At 70.1% G+C, this 23,373-nt stretch carries 16 protein-coding genes and 1 pseudogene; 9 read left to right on the top strand and 8 right to left on the bottom strand.

Going from position 1 to position 23,373, the window contains the following annotated elements; genetic code table 11:
- Positions 1-73 precede the first annotated feature (73 nt).
- Together AB0C82_RS33270 and AB0C82_RS33275 are read right to left on the bottom strand one after the other, a co-directional pair.
- Positions 74-1,147 carry a mechanosensitive ion channel family protein gene (locus AB0C82_RS33270; RefSeq protein ID WP_362849615.1) on the bottom strand — a complete coding sequence of 358 codons (1,074 nt, stop codon included), beginning with the start codon at positions 1,145-1,147 and terminating at the stop codon, positions 74-76.
- A 407-nt stretch (positions 1,148-1,554) separates the two neighbouring features.
- Positions 1,555-1,686, bottom strand: a complete 132-nt coding sequence (locus tag AB0C82_RS33275) for a hypothetical protein (RefSeq protein WP_362849618.1) — start codon at positions 1,684-1,686, stop codon at positions 1,555-1,557.
- A 130-nt stretch (positions 1,687-1,816) separates the two neighbouring features.
- Between AB0C82_RS33275 and AB0C82_RS33280 the strand changes: the two genes are divergently transcribed.
- Positions 1,817-1,984 (top strand): hypothetical protein, encoded by a 168-nt coding sequence (locus tag AB0C82_RS33280; RefSeq protein WP_362849621.1) that lies wholly within the window; start codon positions 1,817-1,819, stop codon positions 1,982-1,984.
- A gap of 827 nt (positions 1,985-2,811) precedes the next feature.
- On the opposite strand, the gene AB0C82_RS33285 is transcribed toward AB0C82_RS33280, so the two are convergent.
- The 3 genes from AB0C82_RS33285 to AB0C82_RS33295 are packed head-to-tail and all read right to left on the bottom strand — an operon-like array spanning position 2,812 to position 5,128.
- Entirely contained in the window at positions 2,812-3,702 is an 891-nt protein-coding gene (locus AB0C82_RS33285) for a TIGR03619 family F420-dependent LLM class oxidoreductase (protein ID WP_362849624.1), read from the bottom strand.
- A 34-nt stretch (positions 3,703-3,736) separates the two neighbouring features.
- On the bottom strand, positions 3,737-4,360 hold the full coding sequence (locus AB0C82_RS33290) for an NAD(P)-binding domain-containing protein (protein WP_362849627.1): 624 nt from the start codon (positions 4,358-4,360) through the stop codon (positions 3,737-3,739).
- A gap of 33 nt (positions 4,361-4,393) precedes the next feature.
- On the bottom strand, positions 4,394-5,128 hold the full coding sequence (locus AB0C82_RS33295) for an SDR family oxidoreductase (protein ID WP_362849630.1): 735 nt from the start codon (positions 5,126-5,128) through the stop codon (positions 4,394-4,396).
- A gap of 141 nt (positions 5,129-5,269) precedes the next feature.
- Between AB0C82_RS33295 and AB0C82_RS33300 the strand changes: the two genes are divergently transcribed.
- Entirely contained in the window at positions 5,270-5,881 is a 612-nt protein-coding gene (locus tag AB0C82_RS33300) for a helix-turn-helix domain-containing protein (protein WP_362849633.1), read from the top strand.
- Positions 5,882-6,665: 784 nt separating this feature from the next.
- On the opposite strand, the gene AB0C82_RS33305 is transcribed toward AB0C82_RS33300, so the two are convergent.
- From AB0C82_RS33305 to AB0C82_RS33315, 3 genes are all read right to left on the bottom strand, one after another.
- Positions 6,666-7,385, bottom strand: a complete 720-nt coding sequence (locus AB0C82_RS33305) for a GDSL-type esterase/lipase family protein (protein WP_362849636.1) — start codon at positions 7,383-7,385, stop codon at positions 6,666-6,668.
- Complete coding sequence (locus tag AB0C82_RS33310; RefSeq protein ID WP_362849639.1) at positions 7,382-7,852, bottom strand: cupin domain-containing protein; 471 nt, start codon at positions 7,850-7,852, stop codon at positions 7,382-7,384. Before AB0C82_RS33310 ends, AB0C82_RS33305 begins: the two co-directional genes overlap by 4 nt.
- A gap of 82 nt (positions 7,853-7,934) precedes the next feature.
- On the bottom strand, positions 7,935-8,771 hold the full coding sequence (locus AB0C82_RS33315) for a helix-turn-helix domain-containing protein (protein WP_362849642.1): 837 nt from the start codon (positions 8,769-8,771) through the stop codon (positions 7,935-7,937).
- A gap of 29 nt (positions 8,772-8,800) precedes the next feature.
- On the opposite strand from AB0C82_RS33315, the pseudogene AB0C82_RS33320 reads away from it, so the two are divergent.
- From AB0C82_RS33320 to AB0C82_RS33350, 7 genes and pseudogenes are all read left to right on the top strand, one after another.
- A pseudogene (locus tag AB0C82_RS33320) lies at positions 8,801-8,950 on the top strand (IS630 family transposase); the annotation flags it as partial.
- Between the two features lie 319 nt (positions 8,951-9,269).
- Complete coding sequence (locus AB0C82_RS33325; RefSeq protein ID WP_362849644.1) at positions 9,270-11,093, top strand: peptidoglycan-binding domain-containing protein; 1,824 nt, start codon at positions 9,270-9,272, stop codon at positions 11,091-11,093.
- Between the two features lie 64 nt (positions 11,094-11,157).
- Positions 11,158-11,658 (top strand): hypothetical protein, encoded by a 501-nt coding sequence (locus tag AB0C82_RS33330; protein WP_362849647.1) that lies wholly within the window; start codon positions 11,158-11,160, stop codon positions 11,656-11,658.
- Positions 11,659-11,694: 36 nt separating this feature from the next.
- The gene (locus AB0C82_RS33335; protein ID WP_362849650.1) at positions 11,695-14,577 is read left to right on the top strand and encodes a DUF6603 domain-containing protein; all 2,883 of its coding nucleotides are present in this window, start codon (positions 11,695-11,697) and stop codon (positions 14,575-14,577) included.
- A gap of 4 nt (positions 14,578-14,581) precedes the next feature.
- On the top strand, positions 14,582-17,488 hold the full coding sequence (locus AB0C82_RS33340) for a hypothetical protein (RefSeq protein ID WP_362849652.1): 2,907 nt from the start codon (positions 14,582-14,584) through the stop codon (positions 17,486-17,488).
- Positions 17,488-21,666: a hypothetical protein gene (locus tag AB0C82_RS33345; RefSeq protein ID WP_362849654.1), complete on the top strand. Its 4,179-nt coding sequence runs from the start codon at positions 17,488-17,490 to the stop codon at positions 21,664-21,666. The genes AB0C82_RS33340 and AB0C82_RS33345 overlap by 1 nt, the downstream gene beginning before the upstream one ends.
- Positions 21,666-23,342, top strand: coding sequence for a hypothetical protein (locus AB0C82_RS33350; protein ID WP_362849657.1), 1,677 nt, complete (start codon positions 21,666-21,668; stop codon positions 23,340-23,342). Before AB0C82_RS33345 ends, AB0C82_RS33350 begins: the two co-directional genes overlap by 1 nt.
- Positions 23,343-23,373 lie beyond the last annotated feature (31 nt).

A 23,373-nucleotide genomic window follows, 5' to 3' on the forward strand; every position in this document is an offset into this window, starting at 1 on the left:
GAAGACTTACCCGTGATCACCTCGCCACGCGCGTGTCGGGGGGGCCTTGGTAAGTCCGCCCCGCCACGATGCTCTACAGGATCGAAAGGGATCCGTCGCGTTGCGGGGGAATCGCCACGCCGTTCTGCTGGAGGGCCACGGTACGCGCCGGGGCGGGGATGCGGATGCCCTCCACGCGGTAGCGCTTGTGCAGCCGTTTGATGAACTCGTGCTTGATCCGGTACTGGTCGCTGAACTCACCCACGCCCAGGATTACGGTGAAGCTGATCCGTGAGTCCCCGAACGTGTGGAAGCGGATGGCGGGTTCGTGCTTGGGCACCGCGCCTTCGACCTCCGTCATGACCTCGGTCACGATCTCGGCGGTGACGCGCTCCACGTGCTCCAGGTCGCTGTCATAGCCGACGCCGACCTGCACGGTGAGGGTCATTTCCTGTTCCGGGCGGCTGAAGTTGGTCATGTTGGTGCTGGAGAGCTGGTCGTTCGGGATGATGACGAGGTTGTTGGAGAGGTTGCGTACGACGGTGTTGCGCCAGTTGATGTCGACGACGTAACCCTCCTCCCCACTGGTGAGACGGATGTAATCGCCGGGCTGGATCGTCTTCGAGGCGAGGATGTGGATGCCCGCGAAGAGATTGGCGAGCGTGTCCTGGAGAGCCAGGGCGACCGCGAGCCCGCCGACACCGAGGGCGGTGAGCAGCGGAGCTATGGAGATGCCCAGGGTTTGCAGAACGACCAGGCAACCTATGGCCAGGACGACGACGCGGGTTATGTTGACGAAGATGGTGGCCGATCCGGCGACACCAGAACGGGACTGCGTGACCGCCCGAACCAGGCCGGTGATCACGCGTGCCGCGGTGATGGTCGCGGCGAGGATGAGCAGGACCGTCAGGATCTCGTTGACGGCGTTGTTGACCCGGCCGGTCAGTGGCAGCGCCGCCGAGGCGGCCGCCACTCCGCCGGCGAGCGCCGCGATCGGCACGAGCGCGCGCAGCGCGTCGACGAGGACGTCATCCCCGCTCCACCGGGTACGGGTCGCGTGCTTGCTCAGCCAGCGCAGGAGGATGCGCAGCAGGAGGCCCGCCGCGAGCCCGACAGCCATCCAGACGCCCGCGACGATCCAGTCGTGAAGCGTGAGGTCCCGGTTCACCGGCTGCCTGCCGTCGTGCCGGGACGAGGGCTTACGCCCGTTATCTGATGTGTCGTCACCTTGCTGCCACCTGCTGCTCGAGTCCGGGATGTGCGGGGCCCGCCGTAGCGACGAGTCGTTGACCGACGGGGCCCGCTCATCTTGCTACATGCGCAGGGGTGCTTCGCGGCAGGGCCGCTCGCCGTCGTCCGCGGCACGGCATGAACCGAGACCTTCGGCGCGGTGGAGCCTGCCGGTGGGCGCGCGTCCGGCACCGTCGGACGAAGAAGATGTTGGATGCCGCTGGCGCCGACAGGGAACCTGCGCGGTGAGGAATGCCCGTTGCGGGGGTCGACGTCCAGCCACGTGACGTCGTCTGAGCGCTCATCCGCCGCGCACAGGCGCCGGCCCGAAGGTGCAGGACCAGATCACACGGCCACCGGCCCCCGCACGGCACCGATGCGGTCGAGTCCACCTACGCCAACTGCGTCGAGCGCGAGGACGGCGATGGTGTCGGTGCCACGCACGGACGCCCACACCTGCTGGACGCGCTCGGGCACGTCCCGCGATCGTGATCGGCCGACGCACCGACGTCCCGGCGTGGAAGCGGCTGGGTCACGCGCTGTTCGCCGGGACCTCGACCCCGGCGCCCCGGACATTCCGGCGCAGCGCCCCAACATAGCCAGACCGGTGTTCCTTGACGCCCACACCCGAGACCTGTACGCGGACTGGCCCAGCAAGGCCAGGGCGGTGGCGGGGAGCCTGCGCCTGGTGGCAGGCAGGTACCCGCAGGACGCCGCACTGCACACGCTGCTGGCTGAACTGAGCGCGTGGAGTGAGGACTTCGCTTCCATGTGAGCCGATCACCAGGGCAAGGCGTGCGCGGTCGCCGAGTGCGAGATGAGGCACCCGCTGATCGGCTCACTGACCGTCACGCAGCAGACCTGGAGGCAGGAGTCGGGGCCCAGCATCGTTGCTGCCACCACTGCGGCCAGCTCACCCTCGCGAGCCGCCCTGGACCTCCTCGCGCAGGCCATCACCCAGAACGCCCCGCCCGTTCGGACAGTCGGCTCAGCACCGGCTGACCTCGCACGGATCTTGCTGGTCCGACCGCCGCGGGACCGGCCGAGGGCCGGGTCGCGGAACCCCATATTCGGACTCCGGCCGCGTACTGGTGGGCGCGGACGACCGTCGAGTCGACCGACATCAGCCAGTCGATGTCGCCCGCTGCGTCCGCTCTCGCCCGCGCGGCCCGCAGCATCCGGTCGAACGCGCCGTCCACCCCCTGCGGAAACGGGCGTGGAGCGTGGCCCGCAGCCCGTCACGCCCGGGAACATCCCGCCAGGCCGTCCCGGTGCGGAACTTCCACAACCCCGTTCGGGACTCTGCGATCATCCAGCCGCTGCCGCCCCCGCAACGACTCGGGCGGCAGCGGCCAGACGAACTCCCTCCCGGCATCGGACAGTTCATGACGACGTATCACGACCCCGTGGTCCACTACCAAATCGGCCTGATGGGTCGCGCATTCGGATCTCCTTGTAGGTAAGGTCCGCCAGTCTGTGGACCGTCTGTTCGGCGTCCGCGACAGATTCGCGACGCATCAGCGGCGCACCGACGGGCGGGCTGTTCAGTACCGCTTTCTCGGCGAAGGGCGGGATTTCTTTGGTTGTCCGGCTCTTGGGTGGTCACAACCGACCGGTGCGCGCGATCACCTGGCCGGCGAAGTCGAGCATCTGGTCAAGGCCGGAGAACAGTGCGAAGGCGTCCACGAACGCCTCGTCCGCACCTGACTCTGCGAAGCGCTTGAGCTTGTCGGCCAGCGCATCGACGGACGTGCCCGGTTCGAGGTTGATACGTATGGCCTTCTTCAGCGCGTCGGGATCGCGGCCGGCCTCCTGCGCCGCCTGGCGCGCGAGCGACCACAATTGGTCGGCGACCTCGTCCGGCAGAAAATCGATCCCGAGCCAGCCGGTGGCGCTGCGGCCGACCCGGCGCATCGCGGCCTCGCTGGTGCCGCCGATCCAGATGGGCGGCCCGCCCGCTTGCACCGGGCGCAGGTCGGCGTGAACCGGCGGCAGCGAAAAGAACTCGCTGTCCCAGGACACCGGGTTGACCGTCCACCACTCGTGCAGGAACGCCAGCAGGTCATCGAGCATCCGCCCGCGCCGGCTCCAGTCCGCGCTGCGGGAGATGTCGTGCTCGTCCTTCATCCACCCGAGTCCCACGCCGACCTCGAGACGGCCGTCGCTGAGCACGTCGAGCGTGGTCAGCATCCGGGCCAGGTGCGGCGGCTCGTAGTAGAAGGTGCTGAGCGTGCTCGAATTCAGCCGCACCCGGCTGGTCGAAGTCGCGGCTACGGTCAACAGCAGCACCGGGTCGAGATAGCGCTTCATCTGCGGCGGGTACGGCTGCTCTTTGCCCGGATAGGTGCTATGCATATCGACCGGCTGGACCAGGCGATCGCCGACCCACAACGTGTCATAGCCAAGGTCCTCGATCCCGCGGCAGAACGCGCTCAGGCCGGCTGCGCTGCTGATAGCTGGCCCGATTATGGGAAGTGTGAAACCAAGCTTCATGGCGAGTCCTTTCGGTGATCCGTCAACCGTTTGCTCAGACGGGAAGCCCGGTGATGCCGAGGGCGAAGTCCAGGTTCCCCACCCCGTGGTTGGCGAGGCCCACCGTGACCACCCCCGCTCCTTCCAGCCAGTGCGCCATCTTCAGGCCGCCGACGTCCAGCGGGCGCATCCCGAGGCTCTCGATGAACGCCTCCACACGTGCCTTGGCCTGCGCATCGTCGCCGGCGATGAAGACGTCGGGCCGGCCCTTCTCCAGGACATGGCGGAAGACTGTGTTGAACGCCTTCACCACGCTGGCGCCGGCCGGGGCCGCCTTGGCGACCTCCTGCGCGATGGAGGTCTCCTCGCGGTGGGCCAGCCCGTCGAACGTGGAGTTGAAGGGGTTGCTGATGTCGACGATGACCTTGCCCGCGAGAGCTTCTCCGTACTGGGCGACGGCCGGTACGACGCCGTCGTGCAGCAGGGCGACGATGACGATGTCCCCGGCCGGGGCGGTGCCCCATTCTCCCGTCGCGGCGGCGCCGCCGAGAGCTTTGGCCAGGTCGGCGGCCTTGGACTGATCGCGGCCCATGATCTCGACGGTGTTGCCGCCCGCTATCGCCCGCGCGCCGATGGTGCGGGCCATGTTCCCGGTGCCGATGATGCTGATGTTGCTCATGAGGTGTCCTGTCCTGGTTGTGTGTTGTTCGGTCTAGATGGCGGTGGTGCCGCCGTCGGCGACGAGTTCCATGCCGTTGACGTAGCTGGAGTCGTCGGAGGCGAGAAAGAGGGCGGCGGTGGCGATTTCGTCGGGGCGGCCCATCTGGCCGCGGGGGATGAGGGACTCGAACTGGCGCCGGGTGGCCTCGTCGAAGAGTTCTTCCTGCTTGGCGGTGGCGACCTGGCCGGGGGTCAGGACGTTGACGCGGATGCGGCGGTCCTTGAGCTCGTTGAGCCAGATTCGAGCCCATGCCTGCTGGACGGCCTTGCTGCCGGCGTAGACGCTCCAGCCGGGGAAGGCGCCGAGGGAGGCGTTGGAGCCGGTCATGAGGATGGAGCCGCCGTCGTTGAAGAGCGGAAGGGCCTTCTGGACGGTGAACAAGGTGCCGCGGGCATTGAGCCCGAACCATGTGTCGAACTGGGCCTCGGTGATCTCGCCGAGCGGGGCGGGCTCGCCCCCGCCTGCGCTGGCCCACAGCACGTCGAGGCTTCCCTTCTCCCGCTTGACGGTGTCATACAGGCGGTCCAGGTCGTCCAGGTCGGCGGCGTCCCCCCGGACGCCGGTGACGTTGCGGCCGATCTGCTTCACGGCCTCGTCCAGGGCGTCCTGGCGACGGCCGGTGATGAAGACGTGCGCTCCCTCGTCGACGAACAGCTTCGCGCCTGCCAGCGCCATGCCGGTGGTGCCGCCGGTGATGACAGCGACCTTGCCGTCGAGCTTTCCCATGGCCATTCCCTTGGTCGTTGGTGCCGTACGTGCTTGGCAAGACAGTTAAGTACACCGCCCTGTGTGCTTAACGTACGGGGCGGGCAACCGGGACGCAAACTATGTACACCGATCGTTACCTAGCTGCGGTACGCTGGGCCCATGACGGAGTTGGAGAAGGGCCCCACGGGCCGCCGCCGCGGTCGGGGCGCTCGCGAGCGCATCATCGGCGCGGCCCAGCAACTGTTCCGCGAGCAGGGCATCAACCGCACCGGCATGGACCAGCTCTGTGCGGCGGCCGAGGTGTCCAAGCGCACGGCGTACCAGCACTTCACCGGCAAGGACGAACTCGTCGCCGAGTACCTGCGCAGGTTCGACCCGTCCGTTCTGTCCGGCGTGTTCGACCGCACCGACCTCACGCCCCGGGAACAGCTCCTCGCCGCCTTCGACATCCCCCCCACCACCCCTCTGTGCCCCTACATCGCCGCCGCCGTCGAACTCCACGACCCCCAGCACCCCGCATCCCAGTACGCACGCGACTACAAGAAGGCCGTCGCCGCGCGGCTCGCCGACACCGCCCGCGCAGCCGGCGCAGCCGACCCTGAACAGCTCGGCGAGCAGCTCGCGCTGCTCATCGACGGCGCCGCGGCGCGCACCCGGGTCCTCGGCGCAGATGCCTTCCCCACCGCTGCAGCCATAGCCGCCGTCCTGATCGACAACGCCATCCCCGCCACAGCCGGCGACGACCGACGACGGGAGAAAGCGTCGAGTTGACGTGGCACTCCGCGGCCGGGGTGGACGCGTGGCTGCACCCGCCGGCAAGCCACACCAGCCGCCCGGCACGTGGCTCGGACCTGCCGGCTCTTACGGAACTGGCCGCCCGCCCGCTGAAGGCCACCGGGGAGAACAAACACCGGCTTGTCCAGCACCGGGGAAACCGGCAACCGCGTGGACCAGCCGATGCTGTCGGCCTGGCAATTGCTGGCACGCCGACGTGGTCGGCCTGGCAGCTGCGGCGCCGCACGTTGCCATAGTGCTGAACAGCCTCAGCGCTCTGCCGGACAACTCGGACGAGACGATCGACGCGGCAGTAGACGCTGCATGCACGGAGGCCCGGTACCGGGTAAGCCACGCGGCAAGCCTGCGGAGCACGGAGCGCAAGCCTGCGGAGCGCCGAGCCGCGTGGCTTCTTCCAAGAAGCCTCCCTCGCCCACGAGGCCGCCTGCGCCCTGCGCGACATGGGCCAGGCCCCGCATCGTGCTCCTCGACAGGTCGGTCGGCCCCCAAAGCAGCCTCCGCCCGATCGAGAATGGAGGTGTAGCAGCGCTCCCACCGGCTGTTCCCGCGCGCCGCAGACCTCATCGCGAACATGCTGGCCGCCACCGGGGGCGCCGCGCTATGAAGCGCTGCCGCTTCCGCTCCCCGGCAGGCTCCGTCCTCATCCGAGGACCTTCACTTCAGGACAAGCGCGGGAAGATCACGGCCAAGGGCGGGGCGGCGGATCGGATGCCACCTCCGCGCGGCAGATGGCATCCGACCGGCCGGGCGCCGGAACCAGCTACGTTCTCCGGGTCAGCAGACCGGCGTCGATGACCTCAGCGACAAGGGCGGCGCCGCGGCTGTTCTGGTGGATGTGGTCGGTCGTGAGCACGAGACCTCGGCGCCGCGAGATCGTGTCGAGGCTGCGGCGCAGCACGGCGTGCTGGACGAGGACGCCGACGACCGCTGCGGGCGTCACCTCCCGGTAGGGAATCGGCGGCGGGTCCGATCGGCGCAGCTCCTCGATCTGGCGTTCGTGGAGCGGAAGGTAGACCACCTCGTCGGTGGCCGCGACCTCGGCGATCAGCCGGCTGTACGCCTGCGATGCCTGGGCCGCCGCTCCGTCGAGTTGTTGGCCGAGTACCGGTAGCGACAGCAGACCGATCGTCGCGTCGGTCTCCGCTCGCAGCCGTGCGACTACGGCTCCCAGGCACTGTTGGAACCAGCCGGCTGACGGGCGATCGGGGAGCTGCTTGCGCTTCATGGCCTGCTCGACGCGGTAGCCGGCAAGGCTCGCTCGGGCGTCGTTGCTCCCGATCAACACGGTGATCACATCGGGCGGGTTCGTGACAACGGCGTCGAGGCGCTGCAAGAGGTTGTAGGCGAAGTCGCCGTTGGTACCGAAGCGGGCGAGCTGCACGTCACCTGGAGGGTGGCGTCGTCCGAGAGGATCCAGGTAGTCGACGCTGAACTGCGCGCGGGTGAGGCTGTCGCCGAGGCACGCGATGCGTGTCGTCACGGCGCTTCCTCCGGGCCGGGCGTGCCGACGCGTTCGGTCGGGCGGGTGCCGGTCCGAGGACGGTGGTCGGTGCCGAGGCTCGCGGTGATGGCCAGGATGGACGCCGGCCCCTCCATGTCGACCACGTGCCATACCCCGGCCGGATTGATGGTGGCCTCGCCCGGCCCAAGCAGAACGCGGCAGGGCACCCCGTCCACGTCGCGGGTGACCGTCACGGACCCGCTGAGGCAGACGACCAGTTCGTCGCCTGCAGGGTGGCTCTCCCAATGGTCGCCGAGCCCGTCGCCGTCGAAGATCATCACCATCCGGCCCTCGGCGCCATCTGCCTCGACCGCGGCGCTGTAGGCCTGGAGCACCCCCGGGTCCCAGGCGAAGCCCTCGACGGGGTTCGCTCTCGATCCCAGTCCGAGGTGCACCGGGGTGGTCCGCAGGTCCATGGCGTTGCGTTCGTGGTCGACGAGTCTCATGCCGACGATCGTCCACGACAGTGATCGGGCGGTCTTGAAGAAAAGGGAAGGGGAGCCGGCGCCACGGGCAGTCAGCCGGCGGCTACCCGGATCCGAGGAGGACTTCGCTGCGACGCCAGGCCGTCGGCGATCGGCCCGTGAACTCGCGCCAGTCCCGTACGAGATGGGCCTGGTCGGCGTAGCCGGAGACGGTTGCCACATCGGCCCAGGGGAGCGGGTCCTGCGCCGCCGCCAGTTCGTGCGCGTGCTCGAAGCGTAAGACTCGGGCAAAGGCCTTCGGCGACAGGCCCACCTCACCGCGAAACCGCTCGGTGAGGTACCGACGGCTCCAGCCGAGTTCCGTAGCAACCGCACCAACCTGGACACAACCCCGCGCGGCGACGAGGCGGCGCCACGCCTCGGCTACCTCGGGGCGCACCCGGCGCACACCGTCGCCGCAGGCGTCACGGCCGACAGCTCGGAGGAGCAACTCGTCCAGTGCGGTGAACCGCGCCGCCCATGTTGTCGCCGACCGGAGCCGGTCGATCAGCTCGACAGCAAGCGCTCCGAGAAGCTCGTCAAGTGGGACCAGTCGGTGGGCGAGCTCGGCAGCGGGAATGCCGTAGATGGCCCGGGCCCCGAGCGGTGTCAGCGATACCTGCACACCTTGCTGGCGTCCGTCGTGGTGGATCGCGACGGACCGGCACATCAGACCGCCGGCCACGCTGCTGAATCGGGTGACCGGTGACCCGTCGTCAACGCCCGCCGCCACCTCCAAAGGATCTGACAGGCTGATCACCGTGGTGAGCGCGCGGCTCGGCGGGCCGCAGTGCACCCCCGTCGGTAGCCCGCGGAGGTCGAAACCGACGTACGAGTCGACGTACTGCCGCAAGGCGGGCGCCGGACGTACACCGATCCCGGTGGCCGTGTGGTCCTCCATTTCGTCAGTGTACGAGCCGCCCAGCCCAACTGTGCTACTTCGCTTTGGACGCAACGGACCACGCCGACCACGCCGACCACAAGGAACGGGGCAGCATGATCCGCCGCTTCATCATCTGGCGAAACCGTCACTCCGAAGACCGGCGATTACGCGCCGTCGTCGACAGGGCAGACGTTGCCCTGATGCGGCACCAGCCGCCCGGTCACAGTCGCTTGGCCATCCCCTGGTGCCGGAAACGCCTCAACCTCATGCGGTTGGCCCGGCACTTAGCATCCCGACCCCGCTGACACCCCCCAAGGCCACCGACGCGCCCACGCGCACCGACGCCTCACCTGCCTCCGCCGACCGGCCTCGGCCGGACCGCCGCTCCCGGTGGTCGGTGCCGGACGGGAGACATAGACTTGAGTCAACTTCTGTTGGTCTGGCCGCTCTTTCTGTGAAAAAGCAGGCGGCAGAACGAGCCCGTCCCGGCTCTCGGTCGACGGTAGGACCAGGCGCATGACTCCGGATGATTTCGGTGATCCTTGGCTGTACGCCGCGGAGATACTCATGAACGTCACACCTGAGCCGACCGCCCCCACTCGTAGACGTCCGTGGATTCGCCGGGATACTTCAGGCATCAACAGTGCGGTCGAGGACCCCTTTTACGGATTCAACGAAGGGTCCGCGCACGTGCGTGTAGGGGGCGACAATCAGCCCAGCCAGATCGGGAACGCGCGCGTGCCGGGGGCGCACACGGCCTTCGTGCACCGTAGCCACAGTGGCCGTTACTGCCTGGTCAACTCGAAGGTGGGGTACCAGAATCCGCGTCGGTTCCTCTTCGGCGACCGGAAGGTGGAGGCCACGCTCGTCGGCCATCGCCTGCCCTCTGCGGAGGACCATGTCGCCCGGCTGGCCGAAGTGCAGTTGTCCGTTCGTGGCCTGCCCATCGTGATGCACGAACGACTAGAGACGGATGATGAGGGGCCCGACGAACCTTCCGACGGAGCCTTCGCCCTGGCGACAGTCTTTCCCGGCAGTTCCCTCACCCGGCCGCCCGGCAGCCCGGCGATGCGGTACGCACTGCATCTGCGGATCCTCACACTGCGGGAACGACGGGGCATTCTCCTGTTCAAGGATCACCTTGAGCGGGCCGCCGACTTCGACGACGTACTCATCGTGGACATCGGCACGAGCGAGTCCGGGCCGGGGATCCGGGCCGCGTGGAGTTCCACCATCCCGGGCGCCATCCGGGATCTCGGCCTCAGCGGGGAGCCGCTGAGGCCGAGGACCCCGACAGTGGTCTGTGGGTCGCCCGAATACCCCTCCCCCGAGCGCCTGGCCGATTCTCGGCGAGAACGCGCGCGTCCGTCTGGGCGTTTCCCCATGGAACTGAATCCGAAGGTCCTTCCGCTTTCCCCCCATCCCCCACCATTCCCTTCTACGCGGAACAGTGAGGTCGACACCATGCACCAGTCCGTGCGCGACCAGTGGATTGCGTTCAACGACCCGCTCGAAGGCCGCGTCAACTTCATGTACCTCGATCAGAAGGGGTGGGTGAGCACCGGGATCGGCAACAAGATCGACCAGACTGCCGCAGCCAACTCCAGCCCGAGTGCGGCGGAACGGTCCGCCTCGCTGGCCCTGGCCGGCGAGCTTCGATGGCTGGACGGCAACGGCTCCCCGGTGACGGCGGACCTCGTCGCCTCCGAGTGGGACAAGGTCAAAGGGCGCCTCGATCTCGCCCCTCGGGGGCATGGCTCCTTCGCTCCTCCCTTCACGTCCCTGCACGTGGCGGACGACGAGATCGATCGGCACGTGTTCGCCAAGCTGGACCAGATGGAGTCCTTCCTCACAGGCCGGCCCGAGTTCGGTGCCTTCGGCTCCTGGCCGGCCAATGCGCAGCTGGCGGCCCTGAGCATGTGCTGGGCCCTGGGACCGGCGTTCAAGTTTCCCAAACTTCAGGGTCATGTGCGTGAGCGCAACTGGACCAGCGCCGCCGACGAATGCCACTTCACTCCGGACGAGGGAACCATCAAGGTCCGGAACAAGCTCGACCGGGCGCACTTCCTGCTGGCCCGGACCGTCGAGGACCGGGGGCTGCCCGCCGACCGGTTGGCGCTCGACCTGTCCGACGTGTTCGGGGTTCAGGGAGCACTGCTCGCCCTGCGCTTCGAACCGGGACGCCAGGACGGTGCGGACGGGCCCCTCACCCAGGGTGCGGTCCGCAAGTTCCAGGGCGAGAACGGACTGGAGCAGAACGGGTCCTTCAACGACGCGGCCACCCTCGCCGCTCTTGGCACCCGGCTTTCCGAAGCGGGTTTCACCGTGCTGGGGGCCTGACCGTGGGTCAGGCGTCCGCTCCGCTGTATGCGATTCCGACCAGCTACGACCAAGGAGAGACATCATGCCCACCGCCACGATCGTCGAGCTCTGGTGCGTGAAGCCGGCCACCGGTACGGACTTCGGCCATCTGACTCCACACATTCAAGGCCTGCTCTCGGGCTTCGAGAAGATATTCATCGACGAGACCGGCCAGGCCGTAATAGCCACCGTGCGGGCGATCCCCGGGCTCGTACAGGCGCTGGACGAGGTCCGCGCGGACCCCGACAGCGTCTATCTCACCGTCAACTCCGCCAGCGGTCTGGACAACTCGGTGTGGCCGGGCAACGGCGAGACGGTCGACATGAACACCGGCCAGGTGGCGCACCCCTCCATCGCGATCCCCTTCGACTTCTCGATGTCCCTGACGCTCATGGAGAAGGACTCCGGGATTCTGAACAGCGATGACCCGCTGGGGACCATCAGGATCGACGGAGACGACACGGACCGGGGGCACGTCGCACAGGTGGCCTCGTCGAACATCGAGGGTTCGTTCTACTACGTGACCTATCGGGTGGCCGCCTGAGTACACCCGCACGTTCCGGGAGGACGGTGATCGTCAGTGGCTGAGGACGAGGGCCGACGGCTGCTCCAGCTTCTGCAACGCGCGTTCATCAGCGCGCTGGAGAAGGCGGCCGCAGAGGCCATGCCCAGTCTGTCCGGCCTCCCGGTGGACGAAACGTTCGCCGCGACACCGTACGCCGGAAGAATCCTGCAGGCGGTGCACCCCGAACACCAGGTTCTGGCGGTTCTCGACCGGCTGAGTGCGACCTCCGGCACCGCGCACGTGGGGCTGCACGGCTGGCGGGAAGCGGCTGCCGACGACGCACCGCATGGCCTGGCGTACGTCGCCACCTCCGGGACCGGCGCGGTCGCGCTCCTGGCCGTCGTGCCCGGGGGGAATCCGGCGGTCACCGTCCGTGCGGCCGGTCTCAGCGGGGGTTCGCTACCGGAGCTCCCCCTTCCGGGCGGTTTCACCCTGACCGTCGGCGGCAACACGCCCGGTGAACTGGCCGTCGGCCTCTCCCCCGACCAGCCACCCGCCGCACTTCAGCTCATCGCCGGCTCCCGCGTCGACCTGGCTCTGACCCGGTCCGTCCCGGGAGAGGCCCTGGGCATCGAGGGTGGCCCGTCGGTCCGGTTCGGTGCGGTGAGCGCCGGGGCATGGGTCGGCGCCGGCCCCACCGGGGAACTCGAACGCGGCGGACATCTGCGCCTGACGGGCGGGGAAGTGGTGCTCACGCCGGGCTTCCTGCGCGGCATGCTCCCGGTCGACCTGGCCTTCCCGCTCGACGTCGACCTGCACGTGGCGCCGGGCAGCGGCGTCGTCATGGCCGGCAGTCCCTCGCTGCGCGCCCGGCTGACGGGCTCCGCCGGGCGCTGGCTGGACCTGGCGGCCGAGGTCCCCGACACCGCCGACGCCGCGACGATCCGCATCTCCTTCCGCACGTCACTCACCGTCGCCCTGCCGGCCGCACCGGTCGAGGTCGAGGTCGGCGGGCTCGGATTCAGCCTCCCGGTCTCGGTGGAGCCAGGCACACCGCTCCTGCCGGAACCCTCGGAACTGCTTCCCGCGATCCCCGACGGTGTGGGGGTCTCCCTCGATCTGCCCGTCGTCGCCGGAACCGGGATCATGGCGCGGATAGGCGACGATCTGGCCGGCGCCCTCAACGTTCGCATCCCCCCGATGTCGGCCGCCGCTTTCGGCGTGCTCTCGCCGGCGAAGGACGGGAACCCGCTTTCCTTCCTCGTCATCATGGGGGCGACGTTCCCACCGCCCGGGATCCAGATCGGGTTCGGGTTCGGCGTCTCCGGAGTGGGTGGAATCGTCGGCGTGAACCGGCGGATCGACCGCGACGCCCTGCTGCGCGCGGTCTCTGACGGCACCGCGGCTCAGATCCTGTTCCCCTCCGACCCGGCGGGGACCGGGCGGAAGACGATCGAGGCCCTTCCCGCGATGTTCCCGGCCGCTCGGGGCTCCGTCGTCACCGGCCCGATGTTCCAGGTCAGTTGGGGCGCCCGCATCGTTACGGGAAGTGTCGCCGTCCTGGCCGAGGCGGGCAGGCAGATCCGGCTGACCATCATGGGCAAACTCGTGATCGCCCTGCCGGACCCGGCCGCGCCCCTGGTCTTTCTCCAGGTCACCTTCGCCGGCTTCATCGACCCGGCCGAGCCCAGCGTCATGTTCGTCGCCGGCCTCGCCGGCTCCCACATCGTGGGGGCGCCGCTGACGGGTGATCTCCTGCTGCTGACCCGTGGCGGCGCGGACCCGACCCTGGTGGTCAGCGCGGGCGGATTCCATCCGGGCTTCCCCCTGCCGAACGGCATCCCGCCGCTGCGGCGCCTGTCGATGGACCTGTGCCCGGCGCCATGGATCGAGATGCGGTGCGAGGCCTACTTCGCGATCACGTCGAACACCCTGCAACTCGGAGCCCGCCTCGAACTGGTCGCCGAGGTCGCCGGCTGCGGCCTGCGCGGCTTCCTCGGTTTCGACGCGCTCGTGCAGTACGAGCCGTTCCGCTTCGTCGCCGACGTCGGCGGCGGGATCGCGCTGCGGGCTTTCGGCCGCACCCTTATGGGTGTCAGTCTCGCCCTGCACCTGGAGGGTCCAGCGCCCTACCTCGCCCGCGGACGGGGCTCCATCGACCTGTTCCTGTTCGAGGTCTCCTTCGACTTCGAGATCGGCTGGGGGTCCCCGGCTCCCGCACTGGGCGGGCGCGATGTGGGCGGGGACCTGAAACGGGCCCTCGCCGAGCCCGCCGCCTGGCGGTCGCGCGGTTCCGGCAGACGGGACTTCCGGCTCACGGCACGAGCGGAGAAGTCACTGGTCGACGCCGCCGCCGTGGACCCGTTCGGGACCGTCTCGGTGCGCCAGGAGGTCGTCCCGTTCAGGGTGGAGATCCAGCGGTACGGCGGAGTGCCGGTGCCCACCCAGCTGTGGGACATCGCAGAGGGGGAGTTCGCGCCCGGGGAGCCCGCCGACCCCGGCCACACCACCGAGGTCCGGGCCGATTTCGCACCGGGCATGTTCGTGGCGAGCGGGTCGGACGACGAGGCCATGACCAAGGACGCGTTCGTGAGCCTGCGGGCCGGGATGGAGCTGCATCCCGCGGCGGCGACAGGCGCGGACTCCCGCCCCGCCGGCCTGGTCTGGGAGGAGCGGGTGCTGGCTCGCGACATTCCGATGCCGGTGCGGTCGCCGGTGGGAGCGCTGATGGCCCTCGGCTCCCTGGAGTCGCTGCTCACGGCCGCCATGTTCGGGAATCCCCGCTGGTGGGCGGCCCCGGACACGGCCGTCACGGTCGCGGCGGCTCCCCCGGTGACAGCCGCGTCCGCATGGTCGATGACCGGCAGCGAGCTCAGCGCCGCCACCGGTCTGGAGATGGCGCAGGCCGTCGCGCGTTCCGGCGGGGCGCTCATGACCGTCGAAGCGTGGGAGATGTGACCCGATGGCCGACCTGGTGTTCAGCTCGTACGCGCAGGGTCCCCTGGGTGAGGCGATCAGGACCGCCGACACCATGGACACGCTGCCTCCGCCCACGTTCACGCCGGCGGTCACGCTGCTGGGGCCTCCGCCGGGCCCGGGGGCGGAACCATCGAGGGACCCCGTACCGGGCCCGGCCACCCGGCTGCTCGGCCCCGGCGATGTCACGGGGCTCAAGCCCGGTTGCGTACTGCGGCCCGAACCGGCCGACGGCGCCGTGGACATCGAGCCCAACTACCTCGCGTCGGTCGAGGTGACCCCGGTCGAGCTGCCCTGGGTCCTCACACCGGCGAAGGCGAACGGCGGCAGGCTACGCCCGTGGCTGGTGCTCGTGGTGCTGGAGAAGAGCGAAGCCCCGCTGACCGACGGTCCTGTGCTGCCCATGGTCGAGGCCGACATCGGCCGGCTCCCGGACCTGCGCGACTCGTGGGGCTGGGCACACGTCCAGCGCACCGCCGGTGACGGCCCGGTCGTCGGGGAGGGGACGCCTACAGCCCCCGCCACAGCCCGGCTGATGTGTCCGCGGCGGCTCGCCGCGGGGGTCACCTACCGGGCGTGTCTCGTGCCGGCCTTCGACACCGGCGTGGCCACCGGCCTGGGCAGCCCTCTCCCTCCGGAAGCACCGCACGCGCCGGCGTGGAGAGTGGAGAGCGCGGGTTCCGTCCGGCTGCCCGTGTACTACGAGTGGTCGTTCACCACAGGCCCCGAAGGGGACTTCGAGCAGCTGGTCACCCGGCTGCGGCCCGCAGATCCCGAGGCGCTGCGGGTCTCCGCGGTGCGCCCTGTCGACGTACGAGCGCCCTGGCCGGGCGACGTCCCGCTCAGTGACACCGCCCAGACGGTCGGGATCCAGGGTGCACTGATCCCGTTCGCCGACCCTCCGGAGCCCGAACACGCCGCGACTCCCGAGGTCATGAGCGGCCTCGACCAGCGCCTGCGATCCGCGTTGAACGCTCCCGCACGGCGGCTGATGGGCGCGGCGGCAGGCGACGGTGACGGTGTCGGTGCGGACGCTCCCCACGAGGGTTCGACGCCCGAGGACCGTGCCGGCGCGCTCGCACCTCCTCTGTACGGCGCACGGCACGTGTCGCAGGACCTCGTGGACCTCGATCCGGCGTGGATCGGCCAACTGAACACCTCCGTCGCGAACCGCATAGCCGCCGGGCTCGGCGCGCAGTACGTCCGCACCCATCAGGAGGACCTGATGGCCAAGGCCTGGGAGCAGGTGGGAGCCATCCGCGAAGCGAACCGCAGACGTGCCACGGTCGAGTTGACCACCGCGGTCGCCGAGCACATGCACCAACGGCATGTCGACCCCCTCCAGGACGGAGAGGTACTGGCCCTGGCGGCCCCCGCCCAGGCCCGCGTGCGTACCAGCGACTCGACCACCCTGTCGATGGAACTGCGCATGAGCTTCCTGGCCGACGGGATCGCGAGTTCGGCCTTCGCGCGGCGGCTGAGGCCCACGGGGAAGCTGGCACGGCGCTCGGGTGTGTCGGTGTCCGGGATCGTGCCTCGCGGCCTGGTGGGCGAGATCGGTGTCCCAGCCGGCACACGGCTCGTCCCGGCCACGCCGGCCGTCGATCCCGTCGGTTCGCAGACGGTGATCTCCCTTGCGGCGGCCGACCAGTTGATGGTGATGAGCGCTCTGGCCAGCGTGGCGAGCCTCAACGGGATCGCCGGTGGCGGCGAGCTCCAGGAGCGGATGAGCAGCCTCGCTCTCGCCCCCCGCATGAGCACCCTCATGGCCTCCGGGGACCTCCGCTCCCTCGCCGCCGAGATCGCCGGGCAGGTCGATACGGTCACGGCGGCGACCGACCAGGTGCTGACGGACATGACCGACAACCATGCTTTCGCCGATGTGTCGGAGAGCGGTGTTCCGATCGTCGCGGAGCAGATCGCCGGCCGGGTTCGCGAGGGTCTGCTCCCCGGAGCGAGTCACTGGTCGCGGCTGGCCTCCCAGACGTCGATACCCGAGCGACTGGCACCGGCCGATGCCACGGAACCGGTCATGGCCTGCCCCCAGTTCCCGGTGCCGACCGCCCTCGCCCTGCTGGACTCCGATCCCGAGTGGCTCATGCCCGGGCTGGGCGGGGTGCCGACGAACCGGGTCGCCCTGCTGCGGCAGAACTCGGCGTTCATCGAGTCGTACCTCGTCGGCATCAATCACGAGATGATGCGGGAGCTGCTGTGGCGCGAATACCCGACGGACCGTCGCGGCACCCCCTTCACCACGTTCTGGCCACGCCCCGACGGCTCGCCGGACATCGCGCCCATCCATACCTGGACCGACCCCGCGGCCCTCGGGGACCGGCTGCTGCAGGACGAGGCACTGGCCGTCCTCCTGGTACGGGGCGAGGTGCTGCGTCGCTATCCGGGCACCGTGGTGACGGCGGTCCGCTCCGGGCCACCCGACGAGCAGGGCCACCACCGCCCGGGCACGGCAAGCCCCCCGCTGGCACCGTCCTTCGTGATCCCGATCGACACCCAGACCAACGCGTACGCCTTCGTGATCCCGGAGGTTGAGCTCATGACTCCCGCGAGCCCAGAGGCACCCGGATGGTTCTTCGTGTTCTCCGAGAACAGCTTCCACATCCGCTTCGGGTTCGACACGCCACCGCCGCCTGCCGGCGACCTTGCAGGCTGGAACGACGCCACGTGGCCCGCACCCGAGGGCTCGCACCCCGCGTTCGTACCGCTCCTGCGCTCCCACGCGATCGCCGGGCAACCGTTCGGACCACCGAGCACCCCGGCCGCCGATCAGCCCCTGTGGAACCGCGACGCCGCCGACATCGCACGGATCTGCCTTCAGAAACCGTTCCGCGTCGCCGTCCAGGCCGACATCCTGCTGCAGCCCGGGAGTGGTGCGTGATGTCCGAGATCACCGAGGCACGGCTCGTCCTGCGTTCCGCGCGCGCCGCACGCGAGGTCGCTCTGCGCGACCTGCATACCACCGAGGCAGACGCTAACCGTCTGCGCGAACCGGACGGCAGCCTGCCCATCGTGGATGCGAACGTCCCGGGCAACCAGGAGTTCGCGGACCGGGTGCAGGCGCTCCGGGGGTCGCTCGCCGTGACGGCGAGCGCGCTCGACCAGGCGGAGGCGGTCCACGCCGAGGCATCTACGGCGTACGAGGTACTCGCGGGCCTCTCGCCGCTGTTCCCGACCGACAATCTGGGTCCCGTCCTGCTGCTGCCACTGCGGCTGGAAACTATCTACGCGACGAATGATGAGGACGGGACCCCGGAGCTGCGTATCCGGGTCTACCCGGACGACGTCCACGTGGACAGCCACGAGGCCGCGCTGACCGACGGTGAACGGACGGCCGGTACGACGTACTGGCGTGAGGTGTTCGCCGCGGGCGACGACGCGCAGCGGCGTCGGGCCGCCTGGGCCACGCTGGTGACGGCGGTCGGTGGTGAGCGGGCGACCTGGATACGGGAAGCGCTCACACCGACGGGCGAGCCGCCGGGCGAGCCGGACTTCCCCTCGGTGGAAAGCCGTCCGGAAGCGTGGAACAGGGCCGCACGGACCCTGCTGCTCCCGGACCGCCTGGAGTTCTCCGCCTACCGTGACGACGAGCTGGTCTGGCGAACGACGGGCGCGGACATACCCGACACCCTTCCCCTGGGAGTCGCGCCGCAGTCGGGCGGCGACAACGGCGAGGAGGACGCCGACACGCTGCCGTTCGACGCGAACAGCCGCTGGCTGGTCGACTTCGAGGCGGCGGTCGCCGTGGGAATGGGACTTGCCGCTCCGCTCGGCACCGCAGACGACCGGTTCGATCTGCTCACGGTCGTCGGCGTCGGCACCCAGGACGCCGCCACCGGCGCCCAGCGCGTCCAGGACGCACTCGCGGCGCGTGTGTTCACGGACGGTCTGTCGACGGTTCCGGTCGGCACCCCGACCAACAACACCCCGCAGAGCAGGAGCGGTTGGCGCACGCGGGGCGCTCCCACGGAGCCGGATGTGGTGGCTGCCTGGCGTGCGGCGTACGACCCGGCCGGAACCCAGGAGGCGGCCCGCCTGGCACGTGCGCTCGGTATCGACGGCCAACCTGTCCTGGCGGGGGTCTGCGACCCCGAGGGCGGCGACGAGGCGCTGTTGGGAAGGCTGCACCGGCTGCGGGCGGAAACCACCGCCTGGTCGGGGGTCTGGCAGCCCGCCGTGGACAGCAACAAGGCCCACGGCCCCACCGACGCACCGTGGTACGCCGCCGCATCGAAGCACTTCGAGGCGCATGTCCGCGGACGGGGCCCGTTGCCGTTGCTGCGGATCGGCCGCCAGCCCTACGGTGTTCTGCCGGTGAGCTCGCTGGACCTGTGGCGGGGTGAGGACGGTGACGACCCGCTCGCCCAGCACGTGGGGTCCTTCGCCGCGGCGTTCGCCGAGCATGTCGACCGAGCGGTCCAGGTGGGTGAGGGAACCGATCAGGACGCCACACTGCTGGACGTCCTCAGCCGGGAGGCCGCCCCGCGGGGGATCGCCGACTGGCCGCACTTTCTCGACGGGATGGATCAGGCGCCCCCACCGGCGTCGGCCGGCTCGGTGCCACCCACCCTGGGTCTCGCCTGGCAGCAGCAGTCCCGGTTCCCGGCGGACGAGGCGATACCGCCCCTGGAGCCGGAGCCGATCGCCCCGTTCCCGGACGAGATCCCCGCGGACCTGCGAGCCTTCCTGGACGCACGGCCGTTGGCCCAGCTGCTCGTGCTGTTCGACGAGACCATTGACCGGATGCGGCAGACTCGGGCCGCACCGGTATCGCAGGAGTTCGCGGCGCAGTACGATCCCATCGCTTCGACCCTGTGGCAGCTGCGCAGAGAGCCGACCCACAGTCTTTTCTACAGCCACGCGGAGTGGGCGTACAACGCGATCTCCAACACCCTGAGGTCCGGGCCCGTTCTTCCCGACGCGGTCAACCGGGCCATCACCGACGCGCAGGCGTGGCGCACACTGTTCGCCGGTTACGTCGCTCTCGAGGACGAGGCCGTGGAGGATCTGTCGCGCGTCGAACGGCTCTTCCGTGAGACCTTGGAACCGCTGTCGCACCGGGTCGACGCCTGGGTGTCCTCGCTTTCCACACGACGCCTGGAACACCTGCGCGACCAGCTCCCCACGGGAATCCGCACCGGGGCGTACGGCTGGCTCACCGACGTCGAGTCCACCGACCCGAATCCGTCGCGCGAGGGATACGTGGTCACGCCCTCCCTGCACCACGCCACCACCGCCGCCGTTCTGCGGTCCGGGTGGCAGGCGCACTCCGCCAAGGCCTCGTTCGCCGTCGACATCCAGTCCGCCCGCGTCCGCCGGGCCCAGGCCATGATCGAAGGGATACGCGGCGGGCAGACCGTCCCGGCACTGCTCGGCTACCAGATCGAGCGGGCGCTGCACGACGCCCGACTGGACGTGTTCATCGCGAGTCTGCGGAACGCGTACCCGCTGGCCCCGCTCGTGGAGCCGGGCGACACGGACATAGATGAGGCGCGGGTCTCGATCGGGGCACGCAATGTCGTCGACGGGCAGGCGCTACGACGCGACCGTGCGAGGCTGGACGACGACGCGGCCCTCGCCGCCGCTGTCGGCCAGGACCCCGGCGAGCACGCCCCGACGCTGCGCCGCATGCTGGCCGAGCTGGACGAGACCTTCGACGCGGTGGGCGACCTGCTGCTGGCAGAGAGCGTGCATCAACTCGTCGGCGGCAGCGCCCTGCGCGCGGGTCTGGCCGCCGACGCGGCCGGCCGGGGCCAAGAGCTGCCGCGCGACTTCGACGTACTCCGTACACCCCGCAGTGGCATCGCGGTCACGCACCACGTGGGGATGGTCCTGCCCGATTCCCCCGGTGAGGGCTGGGCGAACGACCGGCCGCTGGCCGCGCTGGAGCCCGGGCTCGAAGGGTGGGTGCGCCGCCGGCTCGGCCCGGCCGACCAGTGGCAGGTCGGACCCGGCCTCGGTGATCTCGGCTGGTGCGCACTCGACGTCCTCGTCGCCCCGGCGGAGTCGCTGCGTGCGCTGCTGGCGGCCCGGGGCGCGGTGGACGGGCCGGTCTTCGACCGGCTGATGCTGCTGTGCGAGCGCCTGCGGGCGGTGCTGGCCGGCGCGGTGCCGCTCTCCGGAAATCACTTCGATCCAGGGGCCGTGTCACCGTCGGCCGGATACGACCTGGGCGAGCTGGACCGCAGGGTCCGCCCGTGGCTGACCAGAGTCCGGGCCGCAGCGGCGGCTCTCGCCGCCGTCCCCACGGGGGACGCCGCACCGGTCGTCGCCGAACTCGCCGCGCTCGGCATTCCGGCGGGGACCGGTGGACCGCCCGGCGACGTCGAGGGGCTGCGCGTCCTGCTCGATTCCGTCTCCCTGGAGGACGCGCCGTCGCCTCCCGACGCCGAGGCCGCCGCGGACACCGTCGCGGCCGACCAGTGGCTGCTGAATCTGTTGAAGGTCACGTCCGATCTCCTGCACCCGGCGGTCCGGGTGGTGCCGAGACTGACCGTCGGCCTGCCACCCGCGCCGTCGCCCGATCCGTCGGTCGACGAGGTGGGTGACTGGCTACGGGACATGGCGCTGGTACGGCCGAAGGTCGACGCGCTCGATGGCGCGCTGGTCGCGGGCGAGGTTCTGGCGGGGTCCGCTCCGGCCGGGCTGCTCGTCGCACAGCAGCCGTTGCCTGCGGGGGGCGCCGGCCAGTGGCTGGCGACCTCCGCACCGCAGGAGGGCCCGAAGACGCGGTGCGCACTGGTGCTGGAACACGACGGTGCCCGCGAGTGCCACAGCGGTCTGGTGGCGGATTCGTGGTCCGAAGTCCTCCCACGGGCGCCCGGCGCGCAGGGCCCCGAAGAAGTGGTCGGAGTGGCGTTCGACTTCGACCGTCCTGGTGCTCGCGCACCGCAGGCTCTGCTCATCGCTGTGCCGCCGGACCTGGCCCGTGGCTGGTGTCTGGAGGACATCCACGCCTGCGTCGAGGAGACGCTGCTCCTGGCCCGCGTACGCACCCTCGATCTGGCCGACCTGCCAGAACTGGCACCGGTGCTGCCGATCCCCCAGGCGGTGTCGTGATGGGCCGCTACGAGACACCGTCACGCGGACACGGGATCGGGGAAGGGCTCTCAGCCCTGCTCCACGATCCGCTCTGGCTGCTCGGCCGGCAGTGGCAATTCGGCGAGTACCGGCACGAGAACGCCGCGTCGCCCGCCTGGGCCGAGATCTCGACACAGGCGCACGTGGTCGACGAGTGCCGCACCGCCGACGGGCCGTCGTGGCACCCCTTCGACGTGGCGCGGACACCTCTGGAGCGGATCGTCGAGGAGCACGGTGGCGGTCCTTCACCCCGGCTCCGGCTGGAGGGCGGCCTACGGCTGCGGAGGACTCTGGTCGCGGCCGGCAGGGCCGGTGACCTCACGGCCTTCGTCGCGCACTGTCCCTTCCCCGCGGCACCGATGGTCGACTTCGCGGACGGGACGCTCCGATCGGCACTGCCGGACGGCGCGCGGCTGGCTCTCTGCCTCGGAAAGCTGGCGGATGCCGGCACCCGGCCCGCCGAGCTGGAGTCACTGCGGGGCAGCGGGCCCGTCGCTTCCACCGACGATGAACTGGCCGAGCTGGCCCAGGCGTGGCTGGCCTGGTGGCAGCCACGGGTGCCGGAGATCATCCCCGAGACGGAGGACTGCTGGGACGAGCACCGCTTCGAGCACCGCTTCGAGCTGCGGTCGTCGGGGCTGCCGGAGCTGGAGTTGCGGGCGGGCGAATACGTCGGCGGCCGGCTCGACTGGTCTTCCGTGGACGCCGTTGCCGTGGATGCAGGTGCCGTCGAGGGTTCGCCGGGCGGGCCCGCCGAGCCCTTGCAGGTGGACCAGGTCTGCGTGCCGGCCCCGGCTCGTTTCGGGGGAATGCCCGCAGCCCGGTTCTGGGAGATGGAGGACGCACGCTTCGACCCGGGGTCGATCGACGCGGCGCCGATCGACCTCGGGCGGTTGATGCTCGCCGGATTCGCGACCGTTTACGGCAACGACTGGTTCGTCGCGCCCGTACGGCTTCCCGTGGGGACACTGAGCCGGGTCACGCGCTTCGTGGTCCACGACGTCTTCGAGCGGACCACGGAGCTCAGTGCGGTGGGCGCCGATCAGGACGGCTGGAACCTTTTCGGGCTGACCCAGGCCGATCAGCCGCTCATCGCCGGTCAGGAGCGGCCTACCAGCCCCTGGTTCTTCCTGTCTCCGTCGCTGCCCGGCTGGCTGGAGAGTGCACCGGCCGACGTCGTGATGCTGCTCCGCGACGAGATGGCGAACGTGGCGTGGGCTGTCGAAGCCGTCGTCTGCGACGACCAGGGGCGGCCGCGGGACAGATTCGAGCAATGGGCGGCGCGCGAGGCGCCCGCTCCCACGGAGACAGAGGTACCCGCGTACCAGGTGGCGTCGGAGGTTCCCGACCACTGGTTCCCGCTGATGCCGGAACAGCTTGAGGACCAGGAGTCGATCCGGCTCCGGCTGGTGCCCCTGACCCGGCTGGTGGAAGGTGCGGTGACCCACGTGGCGCCCGCGGGCACGTTGTTGCCGACAGCCGGTGCGTGGCTGCACGAAGAAGAGGTACCACGCTCCGGAGTTCAGGTGGTGCGCACCTGGCAGCACGCCCGATGGCACGACGGGTCCCGGCACCTGTGGCGGGCACGGCACAAGTTGACCGGCCACGGCGAGGGCGACAGCGGGTTGCGCTTCGACGCGGTCCAGGATCCTTAGGCCGGCCCCGGCCACACATCAGAACGGAGGA

This window comes from Streptomyces sp. NPDC048560, assembly GCF_040650955.1.
In the GTDB taxonomy this organism is placed as follows: domain Bacteria; phylum Actinomycetota; class Actinomycetes; order Streptomycetales; family Streptomycetaceae; genus Streptomyces.